At 63.8% G+C, this 26,846-nt stretch carries 36 protein-coding genes and 1 pseudogene; 33 read left to right on the top strand and 4 right to left on the bottom strand.

Annotated features, from left to right (window positions below; translation table 11 throughout):
- The 29 genes and pseudogenes from ABE463_RS18225 to ABE463_RS18085 all read left to right on the top strand — a co-directional run.
- Nucleotides 1-154: pseudogene (locus ABE463_RS18225) on the top strand (elongation factor Tu); the annotation flags it as partial.
- A gap of 333 nt (nt 155-487) precedes the next feature.
- Nucleotides 488-799: a 30S ribosomal protein S10 gene (gene rpsJ / locus ABE463_RS18220; RefSeq protein ID WP_010341589.1), complete on the top strand. Its 312-nt coding sequence runs from the start codon at nt 488-490 to the stop codon at nt 797-799.
- 11 nt (nt 800-810) lie between these two features.
- Complete coding sequence (rplC, locus tag ABE463_RS18215; protein ID WP_019186145.1) at nt 811-1,461, top strand: 50S ribosomal protein L3; 651 nt, start codon at nt 811-813, stop codon at nt 1,459-1,461.
- A 12-nt stretch (nt 1,462-1,473) separates the two neighbouring features.
- Nucleotides 1,474-2,079 (top strand): 50S ribosomal protein L4, encoded by a 606-nt coding sequence (gene rplD / locus ABE463_RS18210; protein WP_019186146.1) that lies wholly within the window; start codon nt 1,474-1,476, stop codon nt 2,077-2,079.
- Nucleotides 2,076-2,375, top strand: coding sequence for a 50S ribosomal protein L23 (rplW, locus tag ABE463_RS18205; protein ID WP_019186147.1), 300 nt, complete (start codon nt 2,076-2,078; stop codon nt 2,373-2,375). Before rplD ends, rplW begins: the two co-directional genes overlap by 4 nt.
- A 10-nt stretch (nt 2,376-2,385) precedes the next feature.
- Nucleotides 2,386-3,213: a 50S ribosomal protein L2 gene (rplB, locus tag ABE463_RS18200; protein ID WP_038690292.1), complete on the top strand. Its 828-nt coding sequence runs from the start codon at nt 2,386-2,388 to the stop codon at nt 3,211-3,213.
- A gap of 6 nt (nt 3,214-3,219) precedes the next feature.
- A complete protein-coding gene (gene rpsS, locus ABE463_RS18195) occupies nt 3,220-3,489 on the top strand; it encodes a 30S ribosomal protein S19 (protein WP_019186148.1) in 270 nt (89 codons plus the stop codon).
- 12 nt (nt 3,490-3,501) lie between these two features.
- Entirely contained in the window at nt 3,502-3,837 is a 336-nt protein-coding gene (rplV, locus tag ABE463_RS18190; RefSeq protein WP_017355410.1) for a 50S ribosomal protein L22, read from the top strand.
- 17 nt (nt 3,838-3,854) lie between these two features.
- Nucleotides 3,855-4,589 carry a 30S ribosomal protein S3 gene (rpsC, locus tag ABE463_RS18185; protein ID WP_121042874.1) on the top strand — a complete coding sequence of 245 codons (735 nt, stop codon included), beginning with the start codon at nt 3,855-3,857 and terminating at the stop codon, nt 4,587-4,589.
- 5 nt (nt 4,590-4,594) lie between these two features.
- Complete coding sequence (gene rplP, locus ABE463_RS18180; RefSeq protein WP_019186150.1) at nt 4,595-5,008, top strand: 50S ribosomal protein L16; 414 nt, start codon at nt 4,595-4,597, stop codon at nt 5,006-5,008.
- On the top strand, nt 5,008-5,193 hold the full coding sequence (gene rpmC / locus ABE463_RS18175) for a 50S ribosomal protein L29 (RefSeq protein ID WP_019186151.1): 186 nt from the start codon (nt 5,008-5,010) through the stop codon (nt 5,191-5,193). The genes rplP and rpmC overlap by 1 nt, the downstream gene beginning before the upstream one ends.
- 11 nt (nt 5,194-5,204) lie before the next feature.
- Nucleotides 5,205-5,474: a 30S ribosomal protein S17 gene (gene rpsQ, locus ABE463_RS18170; RefSeq protein WP_121042876.1), complete on the top strand. Its 270-nt coding sequence runs from the start codon at nt 5,205-5,207 to the stop codon at nt 5,472-5,474.
- Nucleotides 5,475-5,487: 13 nt separating this feature from the next.
- Entirely contained in the window at nt 5,488-5,856 is a 369-nt protein-coding gene (rplN, locus tag ABE463_RS18165) for a 50S ribosomal protein L14 (protein WP_017355415.1), read from the top strand.
- A 16-nt stretch (nt 5,857-5,872) separates the two neighbouring features.
- Nucleotides 5,873-6,190, top strand: a complete 318-nt coding sequence (gene rplX, locus ABE463_RS18160; protein ID WP_017355416.1) for a 50S ribosomal protein L24 — start codon at nt 5,873-5,875, stop codon at nt 6,188-6,190.
- A gap of 11 nt (nt 6,191-6,201) precedes the next feature.
- Nucleotides 6,202-6,744: a 50S ribosomal protein L5 gene (gene rplE, locus ABE463_RS18155; RefSeq protein WP_019186154.1), complete on the top strand. Its 543-nt coding sequence runs from the start codon at nt 6,202-6,204 to the stop codon at nt 6,742-6,744.
- Between the two features lie 18 nt (nt 6,745-6,762).
- On the top strand, nt 6,763-7,068 hold the full coding sequence (gene rpsN, locus ABE463_RS18150; protein ID WP_121042878.1) for a 30S ribosomal protein S14: 306 nt from the start codon (nt 6,763-6,765) through the stop codon (nt 7,066-7,068).
- Between the two features lie 241 nt (nt 7,069-7,309).
- Nucleotides 7,310-7,708, top strand: coding sequence for a 30S ribosomal protein S8 (gene rpsH, locus ABE463_RS18145; protein ID WP_019186156.1), 399 nt, complete (start codon nt 7,310-7,312; stop codon nt 7,706-7,708).
- An 18-nt stretch (nt 7,709-7,726) separates the two neighbouring features.
- Nucleotides 7,727-8,254 (top strand): 50S ribosomal protein L6, encoded by a 528-nt coding sequence (gene rplF / locus ABE463_RS18140; protein WP_259261110.1) that lies wholly within the window; start codon nt 7,727-7,729, stop codon nt 8,252-8,254.
- 32 nt (nt 8,255-8,286) lie between these two features.
- Nucleotides 8,287-8,640, top strand: coding sequence for a 50S ribosomal protein L18 (rplR, locus tag ABE463_RS18135; RefSeq protein ID WP_123728451.1), 354 nt, complete (start codon nt 8,287-8,289; stop codon nt 8,638-8,640).
- A 158-nt stretch (nt 8,641-8,798) separates the two neighbouring features.
- Complete coding sequence (gene rpsE, locus ABE463_RS18130; protein WP_019186159.1) at nt 8,799-9,338, top strand: 30S ribosomal protein S5; 540 nt, start codon at nt 8,799-8,801, stop codon at nt 9,336-9,338.
- Nucleotides 9,331-9,522 (top strand): 50S ribosomal protein L30, encoded by a 192-nt coding sequence (gene rpmD, locus ABE463_RS18125; protein WP_259261111.1) that lies wholly within the window; start codon nt 9,331-9,333, stop codon nt 9,520-9,522. The genes rpsE and rpmD overlap by 8 nt, the downstream gene beginning before the upstream one ends.
- 4 nt (nt 9,523-9,526) lie before the next feature.
- Nucleotides 9,527-9,970: a 50S ribosomal protein L15 gene (gene rplO, locus ABE463_RS18120; RefSeq protein ID WP_019186161.1), complete on the top strand. Its 444-nt coding sequence runs from the start codon at nt 9,527-9,529 to the stop codon at nt 9,968-9,970.
- Between the two features lie 3 nt (nt 9,971-9,973).
- A complete protein-coding gene (gene secY, locus ABE463_RS18115; protein WP_019186162.1) occupies nt 9,974-11,329 on the top strand; it encodes a preprotein translocase subunit SecY in 1,356 nt (451 codons plus the stop codon).
- A gap of 345 nt (nt 11,330-11,674) precedes the next feature.
- Complete coding sequence (gene rpsM, locus ABE463_RS18110; protein WP_019186163.1) at nt 11,675-12,031, top strand: 30S ribosomal protein S13; 357 nt, start codon at nt 11,675-11,677, stop codon at nt 12,029-12,031.
- Nucleotides 12,032-12,043: 12 nt separating this feature from the next.
- Nucleotides 12,044-12,433 carry a 30S ribosomal protein S11 gene (rpsK, locus tag ABE463_RS18105; protein WP_017355427.1) on the top strand — a complete coding sequence of 130 codons (390 nt, stop codon included), beginning with the start codon at nt 12,044-12,046 and terminating at the stop codon, nt 12,431-12,433.
- Between the two features lie 14 nt (nt 12,434-12,447).
- Nucleotides 12,448-13,077, top strand: a complete 630-nt coding sequence (rpsD, locus tag ABE463_RS18100; protein ID WP_019186164.1) for a 30S ribosomal protein S4 — start codon at nt 12,448-12,450, stop codon at nt 13,075-13,077.
- A 54-nt stretch (nt 13,078-13,131) separates the two neighbouring features.
- The gene (gene rpoA, locus ABE463_RS18095; RefSeq protein ID WP_019186165.1) at nt 13,132-14,130 is read left to right on the top strand and encodes a DNA-directed RNA polymerase subunit alpha; all 999 of its coding nucleotides are present in this window, start codon (nt 13,132-13,134) and stop codon (nt 14,128-14,130) included.
- Nucleotides 14,131-14,331: 201 nt separating this feature from the next.
- Nucleotides 14,332-14,718, top strand: a complete 387-nt coding sequence (rplQ, locus tag ABE463_RS18090) for a 50S ribosomal protein L17 (protein WP_123728453.1) — start codon at nt 14,332-14,334, stop codon at nt 14,716-14,718.
- Nucleotides 14,719-15,034: 316 nt separating this feature from the next.
- Complete coding sequence (locus tag ABE463_RS18085; RefSeq protein ID WP_346469102.1) at nt 15,035-15,544, top strand: disulfide bond formation protein B; 510 nt, start codon at nt 15,035-15,037, stop codon at nt 15,542-15,544.
- Between the two features lie 115 nt (nt 15,545-15,659).
- Here the strand turns inward: ABE463_RS18085 and ABE463_RS18080 are convergent, their stop codons facing one another.
- A complete protein-coding gene (locus ABE463_RS18080) occupies nt 15,660-17,786 on the bottom strand; it encodes a TonB-dependent receptor (RefSeq protein ID WP_346469101.1) in 2,127 nt (708 codons plus the stop codon).
- Nucleotides 17,787-18,000: 214 nt separating this feature from the next.
- Here ABE463_RS18080 and ABE463_RS18075 point away from each other — a divergent pair, with 214 nt between their 5' ends.
- Together ABE463_RS18075 and ABE463_RS18070 are read left to right on the top strand one after the other, a co-directional pair.
- Nucleotides 18,001-19,392, top strand: coding sequence for a 3-deoxy-7-phosphoheptulonate synthase class II (locus ABE463_RS18075; protein ID WP_346469100.1), 1,392 nt, complete (start codon nt 18,001-18,003; stop codon nt 19,390-19,392).
- A 110-nt stretch (nt 19,393-19,502) separates the two neighbouring features.
- The gene (locus ABE463_RS18070) at nt 19,503-20,642 is read left to right on the top strand and encodes a mechanosensitive ion channel family protein (protein ID WP_346469103.1); all 1,140 of its coding nucleotides are present in this window, start codon (nt 19,503-19,505) and stop codon (nt 20,640-20,642) included.
- 27 nt (nt 20,643-20,669) lie between these two features.
- On the opposite strand, the gene ABE463_RS18065 is transcribed toward ABE463_RS18070, so the two are convergent.
- The 3 genes from ABE463_RS18065 to typA are packed head-to-tail and all read right to left on the bottom strand — an operon-like array spanning nt 20,670 to nt 24,689.
- Entirely contained in the window at nt 20,670-22,286 is a 1,617-nt protein-coding gene (locus tag ABE463_RS18065) for an amidase (protein ID WP_346469099.1), read from the bottom strand.
- Nucleotides 22,287-22,341: 55 nt separating this feature from the next.
- Entirely contained in the window at nt 22,342-22,827 is a 486-nt protein-coding gene (locus tag ABE463_RS18060) for a DUF2127 domain-containing protein (RefSeq protein WP_121042900.1), read from the bottom strand.
- 14 nt (nt 22,828-22,841) lie between these two features.
- Nucleotides 22,842-24,689 carry a translational GTPase TypA gene (gene typA / locus ABE463_RS18055; protein ID WP_121042902.1) on the bottom strand — a complete coding sequence of 616 codons (1,848 nt, stop codon included), beginning with the start codon at nt 24,687-24,689 and terminating at the stop codon, nt 22,842-22,844.
- Nucleotides 24,690-25,018: 329 nt separating this feature from the next.
- Here typA and ABE463_RS18050 point away from each other — a divergent pair, with 329 nt between their 5' ends.
- A complete protein-coding gene (locus tag ABE463_RS18050) occupies nt 25,019-25,513 on the top strand; it encodes a peptidylprolyl isomerase (protein WP_121042904.1) in 495 nt (164 codons plus the stop codon).
- A gap of 63 nt (nt 25,514-25,576) precedes the next feature.
- A complete protein-coding gene (locus tag ABE463_RS18045; protein WP_121042906.1) occupies nt 25,577-26,563 on the top strand; it encodes a malate dehydrogenase in 987 nt (328 codons plus the stop codon).
- The last annotated feature ends 283 nt before the right edge of the window (nt 26,564-26,846 follow it).

The raw sequence follows: 26,846 nt of genomic DNA, 5'->3' as shown, positions 1-26,846 counted from the left end.
GCCGGAAGGTGTGGAAATGGTGATGCCGGGCGACAACGTGAAGATGGTTGTCACCCTGATCAACCCGGTCGCCATGGATGAAGGCCTGCGCTTCGCGATCCGCGAAGGCGGCCGTACCGTCGGCGCCGGCGTGGTCTCCAAGATCATCGCGTAATCTGTTAGAATCTGCGCCCCGATGTTGCCTGGGTAGGGCATCGGGGCGTAACTAAACGGGAAAAGAGGCGCAGGATGCTCCTCGTGTTCCCCAGACCAGGAAGGGTCGCGCCATTCAGGCTTTGTCAACAGGACCCCTGTTGACTGCCAACTTGTATGCGCGCTATACTTTTTGTCTGGGCAGATCGGGAGACCGGTCTGCCTCGATTTTTGAGGTCTACGGAAAGATCTTGTCGCCGCGCAGGAATGTGCGGCGTCTGCATTCAGGATATTCATGGGACAAGGCAACCCAGAGGCCTTGTCCGTCGCTCTTTTAACGAAGGAACCCACCGTCATGGCGGACCAAAAGATCCGGATTCGGCTGAAGGCGTTCGATCATCGTTTGATCGACCGTTCGGCCAGCGAGATCGTAGAAACGGCAAAGCGGACCGGCGCGCAAGTGCGTGGCCCGATCCCCCTGCCGACCAAGATCGAGCGTTACACCATTCTCGTCTCCCCGCACGTCGACAAAGACGCGCGTGACCAGTACGAGACCCGCACGCATAAGCGCGTGCTCGATATCGTTGACCCGAACGACAAGACCGTGGACGCGCTGATGAAGCTCGAACTGGCTGCCGGCGTCGACGTTCAGATCAAGCTGACCTGAGGACTACGACCATGACGAAGAAATATTCGTTGGGCTTCGTGGGCCGCAAGGCTGGCATGAGCCGCGTGTTCACCGAAGATGGCCAGGCCATCCCGGTAACCCTGATTGAAGCTACCCCGAACCGCATCGCGCAGATCAAGACCGTCGAAGCTGACGGCTACAGCGCCGTGCAGGTGACCGTCGGCGCGCGTCGCGCTGCCCTGGTCAACAAGCCGGAAGCCGGTCACTTCGCCAAGGCGAAGGTCGACGCGGGCCGTGGCCTGTGGGAATTCCGCGTTGAAGACGCGCAGCTCGGCGATTTCGCCGTTGGCGGCGAAGTCAAGGCGGACATCTTTGAAGTTGGCCAGAAGGTCGACGTCCAGGGTGTCACCAAGGGTAAGGGCTTCCAGGGCACCATCAAGCGCTACAACTTCCGTATGGGCGATGCAACCCACGGTAACTCGCTGTCGCATCGCGCGCCGGGTTCCTTGGGCCAGCGCCAGACCCCGGGTCGCGTTTTCCCGGGTAAGAAGATGTCCGGCCACATGGGTTCGGTGCAGCAGAGCACCCAGAACCTTGAAGTGGTGAAGGTCGATGTCGAGCGTGGTCTGATCGCGATCCGTGGTGCCGTTCCGGGCGCAGCGGGTGGTGACGTGATCGTTCGTCCGGCTAGCAAGGCATAAGGAGAGATGACGATGGAACTCGTTATCACGGGTAGCAACAACAAGGTCTCGGTCTCCGATGCCGTGTTCGGTCGCGATTTCAGCGAAGATCTGGTTCACCAGGTCGTCGTTGCTTACCGCAACGCCGGTCGCGCCGGCACCAAGGCACAGAAGACTCGCTCTGAAGTGGCTGGTACCACCAAGAAGTCGAAGAAGCAGAAGGGCGGCGGCGCGCGTCATGGCGCACTGACGGCTCCGATCTTCATCGGCGGCGGTGTCACCTTCGCGGCCAAGCCGCGCAGCTTCGAGCAGAAGGTCAACCGTAAGCAGTACCGTGCAGCCATGTGCGCGATCCTGTCCGAGCTGAACCGCCAGGGCCGTCTGACGATCGTGGAGTCCTTCGATGTCGAAGCGACCAACACCAAGTCGTTGATCGCCAAGCTGGCCGGCCTGGAAGTGGGCAAGCGTCCGCTGATCGTCACCGAAGATGCTTCCGAGCACCTGTACCTGTCGGCGCGCAACATTCCCTACGTGGAAGTGCGTGACGTGCAGGGCCTGGACCCGGTGTCGCTGGTCGGTGCCGACACGGTCGTCATCACCGCTGATGCGGTCAAGAAGGTCGAGGAGTGGCTGGCATGAGCAGCAACGAAAAAGTCTTCAGCGTGCTGCGCGCTCCGCGAGTCTCCGAAAAGACCGCGCGCCTGCAGGAACATTCCAACCAGTATGTCTTCGAAGTTTCGAACGAAGCCACCAAGGCCGATGTAAAGGCCGCGGTTGAGCAGCTGTTCGACGTCAAGGTCGAGTCGGTCAACGTGCTGAACGTGAAGGGCAAGAACAAGTCCTTCCGTAACCGCACCGGCCGCCGCGGCGATTGGCGCAAGGCGTACGTGCGTCTCGCCGATGGCCAGTCCATCGATGTAACGGCCAAGGCCTGAGGTCCATCCCATGCCATTGATGAAATTCAAACCCACTTCTCCCGGCCGCCGTTCGGCCGTGCGCGTGGTCACGCCCGATCTGCACAAAGGCGCGCCGCATGCTGCGCTGCTGGAGCCGCAGAGCAAGTCCGGTGGTCGTAACCACCACGGCCGCATCACCACCCGTCACGTGGGCGGTGGTCACAAGCAGCACTACCGTGTCATCGACTTCAAGCGCAACAAGGAAGGCATTCCGGCGCGCGTGGAACGCATCGAATACGATCCGAACCGCACCGCCCATATCGCCCTGCTGTGCTACGTCGACGGCGAACGCCGCTACATCATCGCACCGAAGGGCCTGAAGGCCGGTGACCAGGTGATCGCGGGTTCGGATGCGCCGATCAAGACCGGTAACACCCTGCCGCTGCGCAACATCCCGGTCGGTACCACTGTCCACGGCATCGAACTGAAGCCGGGCAAGGGTGCTCAGATCGCGCGTGCCGCCGGCGCTGCCGTGCAGCTCGTCGCTCGTGAAGGTATCTACGCCACCCTGCGCCTGCGCTCGGGTGAAATGCGTAAGGTGCCGGTCGAGTGCCGCGCCACCATCGGTGAAGTCGGTAACGACGAACACAACCTGGAAAAGCTGGGCAAGGCTGGCGCCAAGCGCTGGCGTGGTGTCCGCCCGACCGTTCGTGGTGCTGCCATGAACCCGGTTGACCATCCGCACGGCGGTGGTGAGGCGAAGGCCGGCCAGGGCAACCCGCATCCGGTCACCCCGTGGGGTGTCCCGACCAAGGGTTACAAGACGCGCAAGAACAAGCGCACCCAGCAATTCATCGTCCGCGATCGTAGGGGCTAATCGACCATGGCACGTTCACTCAAGAAGGGCCCGTTTGTCGATCACCACCTCATCAAGAAGGTGGAAGCCGCTGCGGGTAGCAAGAAGCCGATCAAAACCTGGTCGCGCCGTTCGATGATCCTGCCGGAAATGGTAGGCGTCACCATCGCCGTTCATAACGGTAAGAACCACGTTCCGGTGCTCGTCAACGAGAACATGGTCGGCCACAAGCTTGGCGAATTTGCCATCACCCGGACCTTCAAGGGTCACGGTGGTGACAAGAAGTCCGGCAAGTAAGGAGAGATGACAATGGAAGCGAAAGCAATCCTGCGCTCCGCGCGCATCTCTGCGCAGAAAGCCCGCCTGGTCGCTGACCAGGTGCGCGGCCTGCCGGCCGAGCGTGCGGTCAACCTGCTGAAGTTCTCGGACAAGAAGGCTGCCCACCTGATCAAGAAGGTGGTGGAGTCGGCTATTGCAAATGCCGAGAACAACCAGGGCGCCGACGTCGACGAGCTGAAGGTACAGACCATCATGGTAGATGAAGGTCCGACCCTGAAGCGTTTCATGGCGCGGGCGAAAGGCCGCGGCACCCGCATCCTCAAGCGCACCAGCCACATCACTGTGGTTGTGGGCGCCGGCAAGTAAGCGGAAAGGAAAACACCATGGGTCATAAAGTTCATCCGATTGGTATCCGCCTCGGCATTTCCAAGGACTGGAACTCCAAGTGGTACGCCAACAAGGCCGAGTTCGCTGGTTATCTGGCAGCCGACCTGAAGGTGCGGGAAATGCTGCGCAAGAAGCTTGCGCAGGCCGGCATCAGCAAGATCCTGATCGAGCGTCCGGCAAAGACCGCTCGCGTGACGATCCACACCGCCCGTCCGGGCGTGGTGATCGGCAAGCGCGGTGAGGACATCGAGAAGCTGCGCAAGGAAGTGAGCGAAATGATGGGCGTCCCGGCGCACATCAACGTCACCGAAGTGCGTAAACCCGAGCTGGACGCACAGCTGGTTGCCGAGTCGATCGCGCAGCAGCTTGAGCGTCGCATCATGTTCCGCCGCGCGATGAAGCGTTCGGTCGGCAACGCGATGCGCCTCGGTGCCCTGGGCATCAAGGTCAACGTCGGTGGCCGCTTGAACGGCGCAGAAATCGCCCGTTCGGAGTGGTACCGCGAAGGCCGCGTGCCGCTGCATACGCTGCGTGCCGACATCGACTATGGCTTCGCTGAAGCCAAGACGACCTACGGCATCATCGGCATCAAGGTCTGGATCTACAAGGGCGAAGTCTTCGATTTCTCCCAGGTTGGCCAGGAAAAGCAGGACGACTCCCCGCGCAACGATCGTAACGATCGCGGCGATCGCGGTGACCGTCCGTCGCGCCCGGCTCGTGAAGCGAGGTAACGACAATGTTGCAACCCAAGCGAACCAAATACCGCAAGGTACACAAGGGCCGTAACGATGGTCTGAGCTGGAGCGGCAACGCTGTCAGCTTCGGCGAATACGGCCTGAAGGCAACCGCTCATGGTCAGCTGACCGCGCGTCAGATCGAAGCGGCTCGCCGCTCGATCAGCCGCTACGTCAAGCGCGGCGGCAAGATGTGGATCCGAGTGTTCCCCGACAAGCCGATCACCAAGAAGCCCATCGAAGTCCGAATGGGTTCTGGTAAGGGCAACGTGGAGTACTGGGTAGCCCAGATCCAGCCCGGCCGCATGATCTATGAAATCGAAGGCGTCGCAGAAGACGTGGCACGTGAGGCGTTCCGCCTGGCTGCCGCCAAGCTCTCCGTGACCACCACTTTCGTGACCCGGACGGTGCTCTGATGGATATCAAACAACTTCGCGAAAAGTCGGCTGACGACCTGAAGAGCCACCTGATCGACCTGCGTAAGGAGCAGTTCTCGCTCCGTATGCAGCAGGTCACTGGCCAGCTGCCGAAGACCCACGAAACCCGCCGGGTTCGCCGCGAGATCGCTCGCGTCAAGACCCTGCTCGGCAGCACCAAGTAAGGATGGCCGCGATGAGCGATAACAACGACAGCAAGACGCTGCGCACGGTCGAAGGCCGTGTCGTCAGCAACAAGATGGACAAGACGGTCACCGTGTTGGTGGAGCGCCTGGTCAAGCACGCCCTGTACGGCAAGTACATCAAGCGTTCGACCAAGCTGCACGCACACGACGCCGACAACACCTGCAACGAAGGTGATGTCGTTCGTGTGACCGAGATTGCTCCGATGTCCAAGACCAAGAACTGGCGCGTGGTGGAAGTCATCACGCGTGCGGTTCAATAAGGAGATCTGACTCATGATCCAGATGCAGAGCTACCTCGAAGTCGCGGACAATTCCGGTGCCAAGGAAGTGATGTGCATCAAGGTGCTCGGCGGCTCCAAGCGCCGCTACGCGCACATTGGCGACATCATCAAGGTCACCGTGAAGGATGCAATCCCGCGCGGCAAGGTCAAGAAGGGTGAAGTGTTCGACGCCGTCGTGGTGCGTACCCGCAAGGGTGTGCGTCGCGCCGATGGCTCGCTGATCCGTTTCGATGCCAACGCCGCGGTCCTGCTCAACAACAAGCAAGAGCCGATCGGTACCCGCATCTTCGGACCGGTGACGCGTGAACTTCGTTCCGAGAAGTTCATGAAGATCGTCTCGCTCGCTCCCGAAGTGCTGTGAGCGACAGGAGATAATCATGGCTAACCGTATCAAGAAGGGCGACCAGGTTGTCGTCAACACCGGCAAGGACAAGGGCAAGCAGGGCGAAGTCGTCCGCGTCGACGGCGATCGTGTGATCGTCGCCAACGTGAACATCGTCAAGCGCCACACCAAGCCGAACCCGCAGGCAGGCGTTGCCGGCGGCGTGGTCGAGCGTGAAGCGTCGATCCATATCTCCAACGTGAATGTGCTGAACCCGGCTTCGGGCAAGGGCGAGCGCGTTGGCTTCAAGGTGCTGGAGGATGGACGCAAACTGCGTGTGTTCCGCTCCAGCGGTGAGGCGCTCGACGCCTGAGGAATGAGCAGATGAATTCCCGTCTCGAAAAGTTTTACAAGGAAGAAGTGGTGCCGGCGCTGATGAAGCAGTTCGGCTACACCAATCCGATGCAGGTTCCGAAGCTGGTCAAGGTCACCCTGAACATGGGTGTCGGCGAAGCAGCCACGAACAAGAAGATCCTGGAAAATGCCGTCGCCGATATGGCCAAGGTCTCCGGTCAGAAGCCGATCGTGACCAAGTCCCGCGTCTCGGTGGCATCGTTCAAGATCCGCGATGGTTGGCCGATCGGCTGCAAGACCACGCTGCGTCGTGAAAAGATGTACGAGTTCATGGACCGTCTGATCAACATCTCGTTGCCGCGCGTGCGCGACTTCCGTGGTGTCTCGGGTCGTTCCTTCGACGGTCGTGGCAACTTCAACATGGGTGTGAAGGAACAGATCATCTTCCCGGAAATCGACTTCGACGCTGTCGACGCGATCCGCGGCATGGATATCGCCATTACCACCACCGCCAAGACCGATGCGGAAGCGAAGGCGCTGCTCGCAGCGTTCAAGTTCCCGTTCCGTAACTGATACGTCGAGGAATCCGAAATGGCAAAGACCTCCATGGTCAACCGCGACCTCAAGCGTGCGAAGCTGGCCGTCAAGTACGCCGGCAAGCGTGAAGAGCTGAAGAAGATCATCTCCAGCGCGACCGCGTCGTACGACGAAAAGGCCGAGGCCGTCATCAAGCTGCAGAAGCTGCCGCGCGACTCGTCGCCGAGCCGTCACCGCAACCGTTGCGAGCTCTCGGGCCGCCCGCGTGGCGTGTACAGCAAGTTCGGCCTGGGCCGTAACAAGCTGCGTGAAGCCACCATGCGTGGTGACGTGCCGGGCCTGCGCAAGGCCAGCTGGTAAGGGATTCGTCCCTTCAACTGCCCGGCGCCGTCACGGCGCAGGGCAGGGGGGAGGGGCCGGATTTCCGGCCTTTACCCCGGATTGAGAGAGCCCGACGCAAGTCGGGCTCTTTTTGCCGTATACTCCCGCGTCTTGCTCGCCCGCAAGGCGTGAGCAGTGTGTGAAGACGGGCCCTGGCCCATTCCAGGTAGACACAAGATTTTCGCGAAAGCGGATATCGGTGCACTCAAAGGTATCGACTATGAGCATGACTGATCCCATCGCCGACCTGCTGGTACGCATCAAGAATGCGGCCGCGGTTGGCAAGCAGACGGTGAAAGCACCGTCGTCCAAGATCAAGGTGGCAATCGCAGAGGTGTTGAAGGCCGAAGGCTACATCACCGATCTGCGCGTGACCAAGATCGAGAACAACAAGGCCGAGCTTGAAATCGTCCTGAAGTATTTCGAAGGCAAGCCGGTCATCGAGACCCTGAAGCGCTTCTCGCGTTCGGGTCTGCGCCAGTACCGTGGCAAGTCCGAGCTGCCGAAGGTCCTCAACGGCCTGGGTATCTCCATCATCTCCACCTCCAAGGGCATCATGACTGATGCGCAGGCGCGCCAGTTGGGCGTCGGCGGCGAAGTCCTGTGCTTCGTGGCCTAAGGCGAGAAGGAACCAACTATGTCCCGCGTAGCCAAGAAGCCAGTCAACCTGCCCAAGGGCGTTGAACTGAACATCCAGCCGGAATCCGTCAGCGTGAAGGGCCCGAAGGGCACCCTGTCGCTTGCCAAGGTTGCTGGCGTTGAAATCACTGTCGACAACGGCGTTGCCACCCTGGCCGCCAACGATGCCTCGCTGGTTGCCCTCACCGGCACCGTGCGCGCCATCCTGGCCAACATGGTCAAGGGCGTCACCGAAGGCTTCGAGCGCAAGCTTGAGCTGGTCGGCGTCGGCTACCGTGCTGCCATGCAGGGCAAGGATCTGAACCTGTCGCTCGGGTTCTCGCATCCGGTCCTGTTCGTGGCGCCGGAAGGCATCACCATCTCGACCCCTACCCAGACCGAAGTGCTGGTCCAGGGCACCGACAAGCAGCGCGTTGGCGAAGTTGCCGCCAAGATCCGTGGCTTCCGTCCGCCGGAGCCCTACAAGGGCAAGGGTGTGAAGTACGCCGGCGAAGTCATCATTCGTAAGGAAGCCAAGAAGGCCTAATTCAGGTCCTCAGCTTTCCAAGGAAAAAGATCATGAACAAGAACATCGCTCGTCTGCGTCGTGCCAAGTCGACCCGTGCACACATCCGTGTGCTCGGCGTGCCGCGCCTGTCGGTGCTGCGCACCGGTCAGCACCTGTACGCCCAGGTCTTCACCGCCGATGGCTCCAAGGTGCTGGCTTCGGCCAACACCACCCAGGCCGACGTCAAGGAAGGCCTGAAGAACGGCAAGAACAGCGACGCCGCCGTCAAGGTTGGCAAGCTGGTCGCCGAGCGCGCCAAGGCTGCGGGCATCGAGAAGGTCGCTTTCGACCGCTCGGGCTACCGCTACCACGGCCGCATCAAGGCACTGGCTGATGCAGCCCGCGAAGGCGGCCTGCAGTTCTAAGGGATAAGGAAGCGGGGCTGGTCCCCGCTTCCGCCTGCCTGCCGGCGCGGGTTGCGCCGGGCGACGTCCTTCTTCTGCAGGGGCGCTCGATCCACCGCTTCATTCCACAGCTATAAGCGGCATTGAGCCGTACATACTCAATCAATCAAGGAATCAACATGGCAGAAGAACGTCAGCAGCGGGGTCGCGATCGCGATCGCCGCGAAGAGAAAGTCGACGACGGCATGATCGAAAAGCTGGTCGCGGTCAACCGCGTCAGCAAGACCGTCAAGGGCGGTCGCCAGTTCACCTTCACCGCACTGACCGTGGTCGGTGATGGCGCAGGCAAGGTTGGCTTCGGTTACGGCAAGGCGCGTGAAGTGCCGGTCGCGATCCAGAAGTCGATGGAGCAGGCTCGCAAGAACCTGGCCACTGTCGATCTGAACAACGGCACGTTGTGGCACCCGGTGAAGTCCGGCCACGGCGCAGCTCGCGTGTTCATGATGCCGGCCTCGGAAGGTACCGGTGTCATCGCCGGTGGTGCCATGCGCGCCGTCCTGGAAGCCGTTGGCGTCAAGAACGTGCTGGCCAAGGCCGTCGGTTCGCGTAACCCGATCAACCTGGTTCGCGCCACGCTGAAGGGTCTGACCGAAATGCAGTCCCCGGTCCGCATCGCGGCCAAGCGCGGCAAGAAGGTGGAGGATCTCAACCATGGCTAATGACACCGTCAAGACCGTCAAGGTCCGTCTGGTTCGTGGCCTGCGTGGTGCCCAGGCGCGTCATCGCCTGTCGGTGCGTGCGCTGGGTCTGGGTAAGTTGAACGATGTCCGTGAACTGAAGGACAGCCCGCAGGTTCGCGGTCTGATCAACAAGGTCCACTACCTCGTCAAGGTTGAGGAATAATCCAATGACCATGCATCTGAATGAATTGAGCCCGGCACCGGGCGCTCGTAAAGAGCGTACCCGCGTCGGTCGTGGTATCGGCTCCGGCCTGGGCAAGACCTGCGGCCGCGGCCACAAGGGTTCGTTCGCCCGTAAGGGTGGCGGCAAGATCAAGGCAGGCTTCGAAGGCGGCCAGACCCCCATGCAGCGTCGTCTGCCGAAGGTCGGTTTCCGTTCCAAGATCGCCAAGGACACCGCTGAAGTGCTGTCCTACCAGCTTGAGCGTCTGGAAGCTGGCGAGATCGACTTTGCCGCGCTGCGCGCTGCCAAGCTGGTCCCGAGCACCGCGAAGCGTGCCAAGATCGTCATGAAGGGTGACCTGACCAAGGCATTCACCCTGAAGGGCGTCGCTGCAACGGCCAGTGCCAAGGCCGCGATCGAAGCTGCCGGCGGCAGCGTACAGGAGTAAGACATGGCGCAAGCTGGCATTGGTAACCTCGGCGGCGGGCTCGGCAAGTTCACGGAACTCCGCCAGCGACTGCTGTTCGTCATCGGGGCATTGATCGTCTACCGCATCGGCTGTTATGTGCCGGTGCCTGGCGTCAATCCCGATGCCATGCTTGCGCTCATGCAGGCGCAGGGCGGCGGCATCGTGGACATGTTCAACATGTTCTCGGGCGGCGCCCTGCACCGTTTCAGCATTTTCGCGCTGAACGTGATGCCGTACATCTCGGCATCCATCGTGATGCAGCTGGCGGTCCACATCTTCCCGGCATTGAAATCGATGCAGAAGGAAGGTGAATCGGGTCGTCGCAAGATCACTCAATATTCCCGCATCGGCGCCGTGTTGCTGGCGGTGGTGCAGGGCGGCAGCATCGCGCTGGCGCTGCAGAACCAGGTCTCCCCGGGCGGTGCTCCGGTCGTCTACGCACCGGGCATGGGCTTCGTGCTCACTGCCATCGTCGCGCTGACCGCCGGTACCATCTTCCTGATGTGGGTCGGTGAGCAGGTCACCGAGCGTGGCATCGGCAACGGTGTGTCGTTGATCATCTTCGCCGGCATCGTGGCCGGTCTGCCGGGCGCGGTCATCCACACCGTGGAAGCCTACCGCGACGGCAACATGAGCTTCATCGCCCTGCTGCTGATCGTGCTGGTGGTGCTGGCCTTCACCTACTTCGTGGTGTTCGTCGAGCGCGGCCAACGCCGCATCACGGTGAACTACGCACGTCGCCAGGGTGGCCGCAACGCGTACATGAACCAGACCTCGTTCCTGCCGCTCAAGCTGAACATGGCGGGCGTGATCCCGGCCATTTTCGCCTCGAGCATCCTGGCATTCCCGACGACGCTGGCCATGTGGTCCGGCCAGGCCAGTTCGGCCACGTGGCTGCAGAAGGTCGCCAACGCCCTCGGGCCGGGCGAGCCGCTGCACATGATCGTGTTCGCTGCGCTGATCAGTGGTTTCGCGTTCTTCTACACCGCGCTGGTGTTCAACTCGCAGGAAACCGCCGACAACCTGAAGAAGTCGGGCGCGCTGATTCCGGGCATCCGTCCGGGCAAGGCCACCGCCGACTACGTGGATGCCGTGCTGACCCGTCTGACCGCGGCCGGTTCGCTGTACCTGGTGATCGTCTGTCTGCTGCCGGAAATCCTGCGCACCCAGCTCGGCGCCTCGTTCTACTTCGGCGGCACCTCGCTGCTGATCGTGGTGGTGGTGGTGATGGACTTCATTGCCCAGATCCAGGCGCACCTGATGTCGCACCAGTATGAGAGCCTGTTGAAGAAGGCCAACCTGAAGGGCGGCAACCGCGGCGGTTTTGCCCGCGGCTGATTGACCTGTTACACTAGTCTTCTTGTTGCGAAGGCCCTCCGGTTCCCGGACTGGCCTTCCAAATCGAAGGGCGGCCCCTGCAGCGGTTTCGGGTGGGGGTGTGATGTGGTGGTCCCGCGCGGGAGTAGCGCGGGCGGCGGCGAGGGCAACCTCTGCAGTCAACGACATCCGGCGCCGGAGCATGGGCACACTCCCCACGCCGGGTCCATGGAACCTCAAGGTTCCACGGGCTTCCAAGTAAACCGAGACCTTGATAGAATCGCTAGTTCACTTTTTTGATCCATCCTGCCGGATTGGCGCGCCCATGGTGCGCTGTCGGCCATCACTCAGCTGGAGAACCGCGTCATGGCGCGTATTGCAGGCGTCAACCTGCCAGCCCAGAAGCACGTCTGGGTCGGGTTGCAAAGCATTTACGGCATCGGCCGTACCCGTTCGAAGAAGGTCTGCGACGCCGCAGGCGTGACCTCGACCACCAAGATCCGCGATCTGTCGGAGCCGGAAATCGAGCGTCTGCGTCTCGAAGTCGGCAAGTACATCGTGGAAGGCGATCTGCGCCGTGAAATCGGTATCGCGATCAAGCGCCTGATGGACCTGGGCTGCTACCGCGGTCTGCGTCACCGTCGCGGTCTGCCGCTTCGTGGCCAGCGCACCCGTACCAACGCCCGCACCCGCAAGGGCCCGCGCAAGGCGATCAGGAAGTAAGGGACCTAAGAAATGGCTAAGCCCGTCGCTAAGACCAAGAAGAAGATCAAGCGCGTCGTCACTGACGGCGTCGCCCACGTCCATGCTTCTTTCAACAACACCATCGTGACCATCACCGACCGTCAGGGCAACGCTCTGTCGTGGGCGACCTCCGGTGGCGCTGGCTTCCGCGGTTCGCGTAAGTCCACCCCGTTCGCTGCCCAGGTGGCTGCCGAGAAGGCCGGCCGTGCCGCGCTCGACTACGGCGTCAAGTCCCTGGAAGTCCGCATCAAGGGCCCGGGTCCGGGTCGTGAGTCGGCCGTGCGCTCGCTGAACAACGTGGGCTACAAGATCACCAACATCATCGACGTGACGCCAATCCCGCACAACGGGTGCCGTCCGCCGAAGAAGCGTCGCGTCTAAAGGAGCGATAAGAAATGGCTCGTTATATCGGTCCTACCTGTAAGCTCGCCCGCCGCGAAGGCGCCGACCTTTCCCTCAAGAGCCCGGCCCGTGCGCTGGACTCCAAGTGCAAGCTGGAGCAGAAGCCCGGCCAGCACGGCGCCACTGCCCGTAAGGGCAAGCTGTCCGACTACGCTACCCAGCTGCGTGAAAAGCAGAAGGTCAAGCGTATCTACGGTCTGCTGGAGCGTCAGTTCCGCAACTACTACAAGAAGGCCTCGACCAAGAAGGGCAACACCGGCGAGAACCTGCTGCAGTTGCTGGAAACCCGTCTTGACAACGTCGTTTACCGCATGGGCTTCGCAGTGACCCGTCCGGCTGCCCGTCAGCTGGTCTCGCACCGCGGTGTCACCGTGAACGGCAAGTCGGTCAACCTGGCTTCGTACCAGGTCAAGGCTGGCGACGCCGTCGCTCTGTCCGAGAAGGCTGCCAAGCAGCTGCGCGTTCAGGAAGCCCTGACCGTGTCCGCTACGCATGACCTGCGTCCGTCGTGGGTTGAAGTTGATTCCGGCAAGTTCGCCGGCATCTTCAAGGCCGTGCCGGATCGTTCGGACCTGCCTGCGGATATCAACGAAGCGCTGATCGTCGAGTTGTATTCGAAGTAATTCACATTGGAGAACCTCCGGGTCACACCGGAGGTTCGCAGGAGAACCCGCAACATGACGGTTACCGCCAACCAGGTTCTGCGTCCTCGCGGTCCGCAGATCGAACGCCTTACCGATACCCGCGCCAAGGTCGTCATCGAACCCTTGGAGCGTGGTTACGGGCATACGCTGGGCAACGCCCTGCGTCGCGTGCTGCTGTCGTCCATCCCGGGCTTCGCCATCACGGAAGTCGAAATCGATGGCGTACTGCACGAGTACACCACGCTCGAAGGCTTGCAGGAGGACGTGCTGGAAGTCCTGCTCAACCTGAAGGACGTGGCGATCCGTATGCATACCGGTGACAACGCTACGTTGTCGCTGTCCAAGCAGGGTCCGGGTGTTGTGACCGCTGCTGATATCAAGCTGGACCACAACGTCGAAGTCCTCAACAACGACCATATCATTTGCCACCTGACCAAGGACACGGCAATCAATATGCGTTTGAAGATCGAGCGTGGTTTCGGCTACCAGCCGGCCGCCGCTCGTCGTCGTCCGGATGAAGAAACCCGTGCCATCGGCCGTCTGGTTCTGGATGCGTCGTTCTCGCCGGTCCGTCGCGTCGCCTATTCGGTGGAAGCGGCCCGCGTTGAACAGCGTACCGATCTGGACAAGCTGGTGCTGGACATCGAAACCAACGGCACGATCGATGCCGAGGAAGCCGTGCGCACTGCCGCCGACATCCTCAGCGATCAGCTGTCGGTCTTCGGTGACTTCACCCACCGCGACCGCGGTGCGGCAAAGCCGGCCAACAACGGCGTGGATCCGGTGCTGCTGCGCCCGATCGACGATCTGGAACTGACCGTGCGTTCGGCCAACTGCCTCAAGGCAGAGAGCATCTATTACATCGGCGATCTGATCCAGAAGACCGAAGTGGAGCTGCTCAAGACCCCGAACCTTGGCAAGAAGTCGCTGACCGAGATCAAGGAAGTCCTCGCACAGCGCGGTCTTTCGCTCGGCATGAAGCTGGAGAACTGGCCGCCGGCCGGTGTCGCCCAGCACGGCATGCTCGGCTGATCCAGCGCTACGCAAGATGCTTGACCCCGCACCTTCGGGTGCGGGGGCTTCACCCGCAACACCCCGCACCGACAGGTCGATAGCCTGCGGTGACGGCCAGCCAGGACGGCTGGCACCGGACCATCCGCAGTCCAAGCAGCAACGCCAGGATGGCGACAGCGATACTCAACCGATCCAACATTCACTTCAGGAATCACCGTCATGCGTCATATGAAGTCCGGTCGTAAGTTCAACCGCACCAGCGCCCATCGCGAAGCAATGTTCAAGAACATGGCCGCGTCGCTGTTCAAGCACGAGCTGATCAAGACCACCCTGCCGAAGGCCAAGGAACTGCGCCGCGTTGCTGAGCCGCTGATCACCCTGGCCAAGGTTGATTCGGTTGCCAACCGTCGTCTGGCGTTCGCTCGCCTGCGTGACAACGAAGCCGTCGGCAACCTGTTCACCACCCTGGGCCCGCGTTACGCGACCCGTCCGGGCGGTTACCTGCGTCTGCTGAAGTGCGGTTTCCGCGCTGGCGACAATGCGCCGATGGCCTATGTCGAGCTGGTCGATCGTCCGGCTGCTGTGGCTGAAGCCGTCGAAGAGTAATCTTCGAGCTGTACCTGTTATTCGGTGAAGAACCCGGCCTTGTGTCGGGTTTTTCCGTTTCTGGGGTGTGATGGCGCCAACGCCTGCACACTGGGTCGGTGCGCATGGGGGTAAAGCAAAGCATGTGGCGGTCGCGGTGCGTGGGTAGTGCCGGCCCCGGGCCGACTCCTCAGTACCGTCGCTACGTTCGGGTGGTTCCGCTTGCTGGACGGAACACGCTGTCCGGTCCGCTACGCCGATGGTCGGCAGGTGCGCATAGACGTGAGCGGTCGCGGCCCTGTTAATCTTGGGGCCTGGACTTTCACGAGTGTTGGCAATGAATCCATTGCGTTGGCGTTTCCGCGCCCAGTTCCTGTTGGGGTTTCTGGTCTGCGCGGCACTGTTGGGGTATGCGATCTTCCTGCAGTTGAAGATGGGGCTGGAGCCGTGCCCGTTGTGCATTTTCCAGCGGATTGCGTTCGCGGCGCTGGGGCTGCTGTTCCTGATCGGGGCGCTGCATGGTCCGCGGGATCCGGCCGGGCGGAAGACGTATGGGGTGCTGGCCTTCATCGCGGCCGCGGTCGGTATCGGTATTGCCGGTCGCCACGTGTATGTGCAGTTGCTGCCGCAGGACATGGCCTCGAGCTGTGGGCCGCCGCTGAGTTTCCTCAGTGAGACGATGGGGCCGTTCGAGGTGTTCCGCACCGTGCTGACCGGTACCGGCAACTGCGGCAACATCGATTGGCAGTTCCTGGGCCTGACGATGCCGATGTGGAGCCTGGTGTGGTTCGCGGCCTTGGCGGTGTGGGCGCTGGTGACGGCGTTCCGTGCACGTCGTCGCCACTGAGGCGTTTCTCAACTCGGTTACCCCGACCTGGCACGCGTTGCGCGGCCAGGCCGGGTGTTGCGATCAGGTCTGGATGCGTTTGATCTGATCGAGTGGCAGGGCTTCCTCGCGCAGCTCAGAAGTCCTGCTGCAGGCTGAGGTAGGCGCCGCGGCGGGGACCCCATTGCGGGGCGAAGACGCCGATGCCGCCGCCGTCGCGCAGTTGGTAACTGCGGTCCAGTGCGTTGACCAGGGCGAGCTGTGCATGCAGTGGGTGGCCGCTGTCGGCGTTGAAGTCGTGGCCGGCGCTGAGGTTGAGCTGCAGGTAGGCAGGGAGTTCGCCGCCATTGGGAACGCCATCGGCATCCGAGCGCAGGCCGCTGCCGAAGACGTAGTCCGCGCCAAGACGGTTGTGCCCGGCGAAGGCGTAGCTGATGCCGCCGGACGAGGTCAGTTTCTGGTCGTGGTCCAGATGGATCCAGTTGTTCTGGACATAGGCCAGTGCCTCGGGATCGAGGTTGTATTGGCCGGTGATGACCTGCTTGCCCATGGCCTTGTTGTAAGCGGCGTTGACGTAGGCGCTGAGCGGGCCGTTGCTGTAGTCGGCGCTGAACTCCACGCCGTGGATGTGGCCGAGGCGATAGTTGAAGGTGGAGTAGATGTAGGCGGCGCCGAACTGGCCTTCGTCCTGCAGGCGGTCGACCTTGCGGTCGTAAGCGTCCAGGCCCAGGGTGAGGTGTTCGCCCACCTGCTGGGAGACGCCGATGTCGTAGTAGTCGCTGCGCTCGGACAGTGGCGTGGTGCTCCCCCCGGCCGGTTGCTGGTTGGTGGTGCCGTCGTAGAGTGCGATGTCGCTGCTGGCCACCAGTTCGCTGGCCGGCGGGGTGAAGTAGCGCGAGTACCCGGCGTGCACGGTGGTGCTGTCGGTGGCGTTCCAGACCACGCCCACCCGCGGGCTGAGCTGGCCTTCGGTGCCGCCGAACGCCTTGTAGCGGTCACCGCGCAAGCCGTAATTGACCGTCCAGTCCTCGCCCAGGCGCCATTCGTCCTGCAGATAGACCGCGGTGGTGGTGGCGTTGAAGGTGCTCGCCTCCGGAATGCGCAGGGGCGTGGTGCTGGCCTGTTGGCCGTCGGCGTCGACCGGGAACACCCAGGTGTCGCTGCCGGCGCGGGCGCGCTCGGCGTTGACGTACAGGCCGTAGCGCAGCGTGTGGTTTTCACCGAGCGGGGTGGAGAAATCGGCCTGCACGGTGTTGGCGCGGTTGCTGCGCTCCACCTGTGAGGCGACGCCGTTGAAGATCAGATCGCCGGCGCGGTCCGGGTTGAAGGACAGGTCGCTGTATCGCTGCCCGGCCGAGACCTGGTAGGCGGTGCTGCCCAGCGCACCCTGCAGCACCAGCATGCCGAAGCGGGTGGTCTCGCGCTGGGTTTCGTCCAGCGCGGCGGAGTCCGCAGTGACGGTATCCAGGTAGCCGAACTGCGGAGTCTGGCCAGGGTTGACCGGGATCTGGAAGCGGTTGTTGGAGAACCCGGCGAACAGGCTCAGGCGGGTGTCGTCGTTGACCAGATAGGTCAGGTCGGCGAACGCCTTGCCCTGGTGGGTGTCATCGTGGTCCGGCGTGCGCGAGGCGGTGGGGTTTTCCATGCCGACCTGGTTCTGGTCGTAGTTGCCGGTCAGATACCAGCTCCAGCGGCCCTGGCTGCCCCACCACGAGGCGTTGGGGTTGACCTTGCCGTAGGAGCCGGCAGTCAGGCCGGCGCTGCCACCATCGCCCAGCTCGGCGCCGCTGCGGGTGGTGATGTCCACCACGGCGGCGGTGCGCTCGCCGAACTGCGCCGGCAGCGCACCGTCCATCAGGCGGATGCTCTTGATCGCGCGGGCATCCAGGGTCTGGCCGAAGCCGGAGATCGATTCGGGCAGCAGGACGCCGTTGAGGCGGTACTGGAGGTTGGCGTGGTCGCCGCGCACGTGGACGCCGCCGTAGGAGTCCTGGACCACGCCCGGGGCCTGCAGCAGCACCTGGTTCAACGGGGTGGAGGCGCCCAGCGGCAGGTTCTGGATGTCTTCGGCGGTGATCTGGTACTGGCTGCTGCCGATATCCGGCGACAGCGCATTGCGCGCCTGGTCGAGTTTGGCGCTGACCGTGACCGCATCCAGATCGGTCACCGCAGGGGCGGCGCTGGTGGGGGTGGTGGCGAGGGCGGGCAGGCCGGTCAGGGCCAGGGAAACAGCAATACCGGTAGCAAGCAGGGAGGGCTTCATGAGGATGGCTTGGCTGGGCAAAGGGAGGAGGGGCCGGCCTGGCAAGTGTTACTCCGTAACAAATCATGCGCCTGTCCGATGCCGCTGGACCATGCGCGATCTGGCCGATCGTGGTGTCCTTTCTTCAGCGTTCAGCCTCCGGGCACGGGCCCGCCCCTTTGCGCCGGGGGCGCGCTCTGCGACCATGACCGGCCCCACACCCCGGAAGTCCGTGATGAGCCTGTCCGCCCCGCCTGTAGCCGATCCCGCCGCGACCGCTGTCGACGCTGCCTGGTCGCCGGAGAGCTGGCGTGGCAAGCCGGCGCTGCAGATGCCGACCTACCCGGACCCGCTGGCACTGGATGCCGCCCTGCACGAACTGAAGCGGCTGCCGCCGCTGGTGACCTCCTGGGAAATCCTGGCGCTCAAGCAGCAGCTGGCCGATGCCCAGGAAGGCAAGCGCTTCCTGCTGCAGGGCGGTGACTGCGCGGAGAATTTCAGCGACTGCGAATCCACCACCATCTCCAACCGGCTCAAGGTGCTGCTGCAGATGAGCCTGGTGCTGGTGCACGGCATGCGCAAGCCGGTGATCCGGGTCGGGCGTTTCGCCGGGCAGTACGCCAAGCCGCGCTCGGCCGATACCGAAACCCGCGACGGCCTGACCCTGCCCAGCTATCGGGGCGATGTGATCAATGCGCCGGAGTTCACCGAGGCCGCCCGCCTGCCGGACCCGCGCCGGATGCTGCAGGCGCATGCGCACTCGGCGATGACGATGAACTTCGTGCGGGCGCTGATCGATGGCGGCTTCGCCGATCTGCACCACCCCGAATACTGGAACCTGGAATGGGTGCGGCATTCGCCGCTGGCCACCGATTACCAGAAGATGGTGTCCTCGATCGGCGATGCGGTGCGTTTCATGGAAACCCTGTCCGGCACGCAGGTGTACAACCTCAACCGGATCGACTTCTACACCTCGCACGAAGCGCTGCTGCTGCCCTACGAACAGGCGTTGACCCGCCAGGTGCCGCGCCAGCAGGGCTGGTTGAACCTGAGCACGCATTACCCGTGGATCGGCATGCGCACCGCCGCTCTCGATGGCGCACACGTGGAGTATCTGCGTGGCGTGCGCAACCCGATCGCGATCAAGGTGGGCCCGTCGGTGCAGCCGGACCAGCTGCTGCGCCTGATCGATGTACTCAACCCCGAGGACGAACCGGGCCGCCTGAGCTTCATCCACCGCATGGGGGCGGCACAGATCGCCGAAAAACTGCCGCCGCTGTTGAATGCGGTCAAGCGCGATGGCCGGCGCGTGCTGTGGGTGTGCGATGCGATGCATGGCAACACCGAGAGCACCAGCAACGGCTACAAGACGCGGCGTTTCGACAACGTGCGTGGCGAGGTCGAGATGTCCTTCGACCTGCACGCCGCGGCCGGCACGCGGCTGGGCGGCGTGCATCTGGAGCTGACCGGTGAGGACGTGACCGAATGCACCGGCGGTGCGCGTGAGCTGACCGAGCGCGACCTGGAACGCGCGTACCGCTCGTCGGTGGATCCGCGCCTGAACTACGAGCAGTCGCTGGAAATCGCGATGGCGATTGTGCGCAAACAGGCGCACTACGCCGCCTGATACCGGTGCGTGTCCTCGACACCCACCTTACATTCGCCTGACACGATGGTCATGGTGGCACCGGCATGCTGTGCACTTCCTTGCGAAGAACACAGGAGCGTGCAGTGACCGTGGACTGGCAGCAGGCAGCGCTGTATCTATGGCCGATCTCGATCGCACTGGCGATCGGGATCAGCGGCTGGTGGTTGTTGATGGCGTTGACGCGGCGGCTGAAAGACCGCGACTACCGCCGCGCCCGCATCGCGCGCGTGATCAGCCGACCGCTGGCGTTCGCTCTGCCGCTGTTGCTGTTGATTCCCGCACTCGAAGCGACGCCGCTGCAGGAGCACCGGCTTGAACAGGCACTACGGCTGCTGCACATCGGTGTGACCGGCTGCGTCATCTGGCTGCTGGTGCGAGCTGTGGCCGCGGGCGAGCAGGCGATCCTGCGCGACCATCCGATGGAGGTGGCCGACAACCTCGAAGCACGCCGCATCCAGACCCAGACCCGGGTGCTGAGCCGCGTGTTGATGGGCGCGATCATCCTGGTCGGCGTCTCGCTGATCCTGCTCACCTTCCCGATGGTGCGCCAGATCGGCACCGCGCTGCTGGCCTCGGCCGGCATCATCGGCCTGGTCGCCGGTATCGCGGCCAAGCCGGTGTTCGGCAACCTGATCGCCGGCCTGCAGATCGCCTTGACCCAGCCGATCCGGCTGGACGATGTGGTGATCGTCGAGGGCGAGTGGGGCCGTGTGGAAGAGATCAACAGCAGCTACGTGGTGGTGCGGATCTGGGATGCGCGACGCATGGTGGTGCCGCTGACCTGGTTCATCGAACACCCGTTCCAGAACTGGACGCGGCGCAGCGCCGATCTGCTCGGCACCGCCTTCCTGTGGCTGGATTACACCGCGCCGATCCCGGCGATCCGCGCCGAACTGGAGCGCATCTGCAAAGGCGAGGCGCTATGGGATGGCCAGGTCTGCGTGACCCAGGTGACCGAGACCAGCGAGCACACCCTGCAGGTGCGTCTGCTGGTGAGCGCACGCAACTCCGGCGATGCCTTTGATCTGCGCTGCATCGTGCGCGAACGCATGCTCGATTTCCTCGCGCGCGAACATCCTCAGTCGTTGCCGCGCACCCGCGCCGAGCTCAATCAGGAGGCCACGCCGACGCGCCGCGCGCGTTCGCAGCCCGCCGAGGACGTGCGTTCGCCCGGTGCCGAAGATGGTGAGCCGGCGGTCCTGCCAGAGCCGGGTGACGTATCCCGGTAATGCCGGCCGTGGGCCGGTACACGCCGTTCAGGGCGCGATGCCGTTCGTCAGCAGGGTGTCGGTCTGGAACCGCGGCGGGCGACGCGCGCGGGTGCGCTGCTCGTAGGCGTAGCCCAGCTCGATCAGCCGCGGCTCGCTCCATGCGGTGCCCATGAACAGCAGCCCCAGCGGCAGCCCGTTCACGTGCGCCATCGGCACGGTCAGGCTGGGGTACCCCGCCACCGCGGCCGCGCTGTAGCTTTCACCGGGGAAGTCATCGCCGCGGCCGGGCCGGATCGGCCAGGCCGTCCCGGTGGTCGGTGCCACCAGCGCATCGAGGTTCTGCTCGCGCAGCACCGCATCGATGCCGTCCGGACCGGCCAACCGGCGGGCATCGCTGCGCGCGCGGATGTACGCCGGGCTGCCAAGGCCGCCCATGGTGGCGGCGGTGTCCATCAGGTCCTGATCGAACAGCGCCAGCTCCTTGCCCACATGCTGCCGGTTCCACGCGATGACGTCGTCCAGCGTGCGCACCGGCGCCTGGTAGGTGGTGAAGTAGCGCTGCAGCCCAGCCTTGAACTCGTGCATCAGCACGATCTGCTCAGCCTCCTGCCACTGGCCCTGGGTCGGCAACTGCACCGGCACCACGGTCGCGCCCGCGTCGCGCAGCACGGCCACCGCATGTTGCAGGGCCGGTGCGATGCCCGGCTTCTGCAGCAGGTCGCCATACAGCACGCCGATCCGCGCACCGCGCAGGCCATCGGCGTTCAAGCGCGAGGTGTAGTCGTACACGGCGCGGCCGGGCATGGTGGCGGTAGCCGGGTCGGCCTCGTCACGGCCGGCCATGGCGGTCAGCAGGGCGGCCGCATCGGCCACGCTGCGCGTCATCGGGCCGGCGGTGTCCTGGCTGAAGGAGATCGGGATGATGCCTTCGCGGCTGACCAGTCCCACGGTCGGCTTCAAGCCGACCACGCCGTTGACCGCGGCCGGGCAGACGATGCTGCCGTCGGTCTCGGTGCCGATCGCGGCCACCGCCAGATTGGCCGAGACCGCCACCGCGCTGCCACTGCTGGAGCCGCACGGGTTATGGCTGAGCCGGTAGGGATTGCGGGTCTGGCCGCCGCGCGCGCTCCAGCCGGAGATCGACTGGCTGGAGCGGAAGTTGGCCCACTCACTGAGGTTGGTCTTGCCCAGGATCAGCGCACCGGCCGCGCGCAGCCGCTTGACCAGGAACGCATCGTCGGGGCGGAAGCCTTCCAGCGCGAGCGAACCGGCCGTGGTGCTCATGGGGCTGGCGCCGATGTTGTCCTTGAGCAGCAGCGGGATGCCGTGCAGCGGGCCGCGCAGCTGCCCTTGGCGGCGCTCGGCGTCCAGCTGGGCAGCTTCGCGCAGCGCATCGGGATTGAGCTCGATCACCGCGCGCAGGCGCGGGCCGGCCCGGTCGAGGCGGGCGATGCGGTCCAGGTAGGCGCGGGCCAGGGTGACGCTGTCCAGCTCGCCGCTGGCCATGCGCGACTGCAGCGCGCTGATGTCGGCCTCGGCGTAGGCGAACGGGAGCGCGGTGACGGGTGAGGGCGTGGGCGATTCGCGGGCATGCAGGGGCGCCGGGCCCGGGCTGCAGCCGGCCAGTGCGATGAGCATCAATGACGTCAGTGTCAGGCGCATGCCTGTTCCCCCGAACCGGCCGACAGGCTAACCAGCACAGGCGGCGCTTGGCAACTCAAGCCGCGTTGGCGATCGTGCCGTGGCGTTTGCGGATATCGCGGGCGAGCACGCCGACCACGATCAGATTGATCACCAGCACCGACCACGAGGCCCAGCCCGGGTGACGGAGGATGGCGTAGATATCGAACGGCAGGTAGATGCCGGCGGTGACGCAGCCCAGCCAGGAAGCCCAGGCTTTGGCGCGCCAGAGGCCCCAGGCCTCGAACAGGTGCAGGACGCCGTAGGCGACCATCGCAGCAGCCGCCAGATGCACGGCATCGGGGCTGATCATGTTGAGCAGCGAGGGCAGGGTGCCGTGATCCGGGTCCAGGCTGAACCGGCGGATCAGGGCATTGACCGCATCGCGCAGGGGCTGCGGACCGAGCATTTCCAGCCCGGTCGCAGCCAATAGCGCCAGAACCGCCTTGCTGGCTTCCAGCAAGGCGATCAGGTGAAGCCCCGGATGCTTGTGAGGATCCGGGTTATAGGGCTTGTCGATCACGACAATGGGTCCGATCAGCCGCCGCGCGATGCCTTCTTGCGGTCGCTTTCGGTCAGGCCCTTCTTGCGAAGACGGATTTCCTTCGGGGTGATCTCGACCAGCTCGTCGTCTTCGATGAAGTCCAGGGCCTGTTCCAGCGAATACTTGATCGCCGGGGTCAGCTGGATCGCATCGTCCTTGCCCGAGGCGCGCATGTTGGTCAGCGGCTTGGTCTTGATCGCGTTGACGGTCAGGTCGTTGTCCTTGGAGTGGATGCCGACCAGCTGGCCTTCATACACGTTGTCGCCTTCAGCAGCGAACAGCTTGCCGCGTTCCTGCAGCGGGCCCAGGGAGTACGCCGGGGTGGCACCCGGGGCATTGGCGATCATCACGCCGTTCTGGCGCTTGGCGATCGAACCCTGTTCCTTCGGGCCGTAATGGTCGAACACGTGGAACAGCAGGCCCGAACCCTGGGTCAGGGTCTTGAACTCGTTCTGGAAACCGATCAGGCCACGGGCCGGGATCTGGTATTCCAGGCGCACACGGCCCTTGCCGTCCGGCTCCATGTTCTTCAGCTGGCCCTTGCGGGTGCCCAGCTTTTCCATCACGCCGCCCTGGTGCTGCTCTTCGATGTCCACCACCAGCTGCTCGATCGGCTCCATGGCCTGGCCGTCGATCTGCTTGATGATCACTTCCGGACGCGACACGGCCAGCTCGTAGCCTTCACGACGCATGTTCTCGATCAGCACCGACAGATGCAGTTCGCCACGGCCGGAGACCAGGAACTTGTCGGCGTCTTCCAGCTGTTCGACCTTCAGGGCCACGTTGTGGACCTGCTCGCGGTCCAGACGATCCTTGATCTGGCGGCTGGTCAGGAACTTGCCACCGGACAGGTCCTTGTTGCCGGCGAACGGCGAGTTGTTGACCTGGAAGGTCATCGAGATCGTCGGTTCATCGACGGTCAGCGCCGGCAGTGCTTCCGGGGTATCCGGATGGCACAGGGTGTCGGAGATGGTCAGTTCCGGAATACCGGAGATGGCGACGATGTCACCGGCCTCGGCGGTGTCCTGCTCGATGCGCTCCAGGCCCAGGAAGCCCAGCACCTGCGCGACCTTGCCGTTGCGCTTCTTGCCTTCACGATCGATGACCGCGACCTGCATGTTCTTCTTCAGGGTGCCGCGCTGCACGCGGCCGATGCCGATCACGCCCACGAAGTTGTTGTAGTCCAGCTGGCTGATGCGCATCTGGAACGGACCTTCCGGGTCCACTTCCGGCATCGGCGCGTGCTGCATGATCGCTTCGTACAGCGGGGTCATGTCGCCGTCGCGCACGGTGTCTTCCAGGCCCGCGTAGCCGTTCAGGGCCGAGGCGTAGACGATCGGGAAGTCGAGCTGCTCATTGGTGGCGCCGAGCTTGTCGAACAGGTCGAAGACCTGATCGATCACCCAATCCGGACGCGAGCCCGGGCGGTCGACCTTGTTGACCACGACGATCGGCTTGAAGCCCATCGCGAAGGCCTTCTGGGTCACGAAGCGGGTCTGCGGCATCGGGCCGTCCATCGCGTCGACGAGGATCAGCACGGTGTCGACCATCGACAGCACGCGCTCCACTTCGCCGCCGAAGTCGGCGTGTCCCGGGGTGTCGACGATGTTGATCCGGTTCTTGATACCGGTCTTCTTGTCTTCCCAGGTGATGGCCGTGTTCTTGGCCAGGATGGTGATGCCGCGTTCCTTTTCCTGGTCATTGCTGTCCATCACGCGCTCGGCGAGCACGGTGCGCTCGGAGAGGGTGCCGGACTGCTTGAGCAGCTGGTCGACGAGGGTGGTCTTACCGTGGTCGACGTGGGCGACGATGGCGATGTTGCGAAGATTTTCGATAGACATGCGAAAGGGGGCCAGTCGGCGCCGGATTTGGAAAAAGAAGTCCAACATTATACGGCCAAGATGACCAATCGCGAAAAGTACGTCGCAAGCCTTGCCGGACGGGCATTCAGCTGTGTGAGGGGCGCCTGTCCGGGCGGCCGCGATGATGCAGGAAGCACCACCGCCCCCTGAGTCAGGGGGCTGCCGCGAAGCGGCGGGGGTGTGGGTGCTGGCAAGAGGGGCCCGCGGTTCGCGCAGCGAAGCGTGGGGCCGCAGCGCGCATGCGGTGGCGCATACCACGGGTGTATCCTATGGGGCTAACGACAAACCCCCGTACCCCAAGGATTTGCATGTCCCTCATCGCCACTTTCGACACCACCCAGGGCCCGATCAAGGTCGAGCTGTTCGCCGACAAGGCCCCGCTGACGGTCGCCAACTTCGTCAACCTGGTCAAGCACGGTTTCTATGACGGCCTGGTCTTCCACCGCGTGATCCCGGACTTCATGATCCAGGGCGGCTGCCCCAAGGGCCAGGGCACCGGCGGCCCGGGCTACAAGTTCGAAGATGAAAAGAATGGCGTGAAGCACCAGGTCGGTTCGCTGTCGATGGCCAATGCCGGCCCGAACACGAACGGCAGCCAGTTCTTCATCACCCACATCAAGACCGATTGGCTGGACGGCAAGCACACCGTGTTCGGCCAGGTGCTCGACGGCCAGGCCATCGTGGACTCGGTCAAGCAGGGCGACGTGATCCATTCGATCACCCTGGAAGGCGACACCGACGCCGTGCTGGCCGCCCAGGCCGAGCGCGTGGCGGAGTGGAACAAGCTCATCCCCAGCGCCTGATCCGATCCCGACGGCCCCCTGTGAAGGGGGCCGTTTTTACGATTCTTAGCAGAGGAAATCCCCATGAAAGCACCTGTTCGTGTTGCCGTGACCGGCGCCGCCGGCCAGATCGGCTACGCCCTGCTGTTCCGCATCGCCTCCGGCGACATGCTGGGCAAGGACCAGCCGGTCATCCTGCAGCTGCTCGAGCTGCCGGTCGACAAGGCCCAGGCCGCCCTGCGCGGCGTGATGATGGAACTGGAAGACTGCGCCTTCCCGCTGTTGGCCGGCATGGTCGGTACCGATGACGCCGAAGTGGCCTTCAAGGATGCCGACATCGCCCTGCTGGTCGGCGCGCGTCCGCGCGGCCCGGGCATGGAGCGCAAGGATCTGCTGCTGGAAAACGCGAAGATCTTCACCGCCCAGGGCGCGGCGCTGAACAAGGTCGCCAAGCGTGACGTCAAGGTGCTGGTGGTCGGCAACCCGGCCAACACCAACGCCTACATCGCCATGAAGTCGGCACCGGATCTGAACCCGCGCAACTTCACCGCCATGCTGCGCCTGGACCACAACCGTGCACTGAGCCAGCTGTCGACCAAGCTCGGCAAGCCGGTCGGTGGCATGGAGAAGCTGATCGTGTGGGGCAACCACAGCCCGACCATGTACCCGGATTACCGTTTCGCCACCGCCGAGGGTGCCTCCATCGCCGAGGCGATCAACGATCAGGAATGGAACGCCTCCACCTTCATCCCGACCGTGGGCAAGCGCGGCGCGGCGATCATCGAAGCCCGTGGCTCGTCCTCGGCCGCCTCGGCCGCCAATGCCGCCGTCGACCACATCCGTGACTGGGTGCTGGGCAGCAACGGCAAGTGGGTCACCATGGGCGTGCCGTCCGACGGCTCCTACGGCATCCCGGAAGGCGTGATCTTCGGCTTCGCGGTCACCACCGAGAACGGCGAGTACACCCTGGTCAAGGATCTGCCGGTCGACGACTTCAGCCAGAAGTACATCGACAAGACCCTGGCCGAGCTGGAAGAAGAGCGCTCCGGCGTCGCCCACCTGCTGGGCTGATCACTCACACGGGTGGGTGCCGAAGAGAACGGCAGGAGCCGTTCTCAACGGTGCAAAGCGCCGGCCCGAAGGGTGAGCGCCAGGACGGCGCGAATATCGTTGGTCGGTACGAATGGAAAAAACGCCGGGCATTGCCCGGCGTTTTTTTTTGTTCTTCGCCCATAGGCGGTGCAAAGGCGCGTACTGAGTCTTTTCCGCGCGGCGGTCGGTGGGTGGGGCGCTGGCCCCCCATGCCCTTGTAGGCGAAATAAAGGAGGAGGGGGCGGCCGCAGGCCGACGCCGG

This window comes from Stenotrophomonas sp. TWI819, from assembly GCF_039673075.1.
In the GTDB taxonomy this organism is placed as follows: Bacteria; Pseudomonadota; Gammaproteobacteria; order Xanthomonadales; family Xanthomonadaceae; genus Stenotrophomonas; species Stenotrophomonas rhizophila_B.
This window is presented reverse-complemented; position numbering and strand designations above follow the sequence as displayed.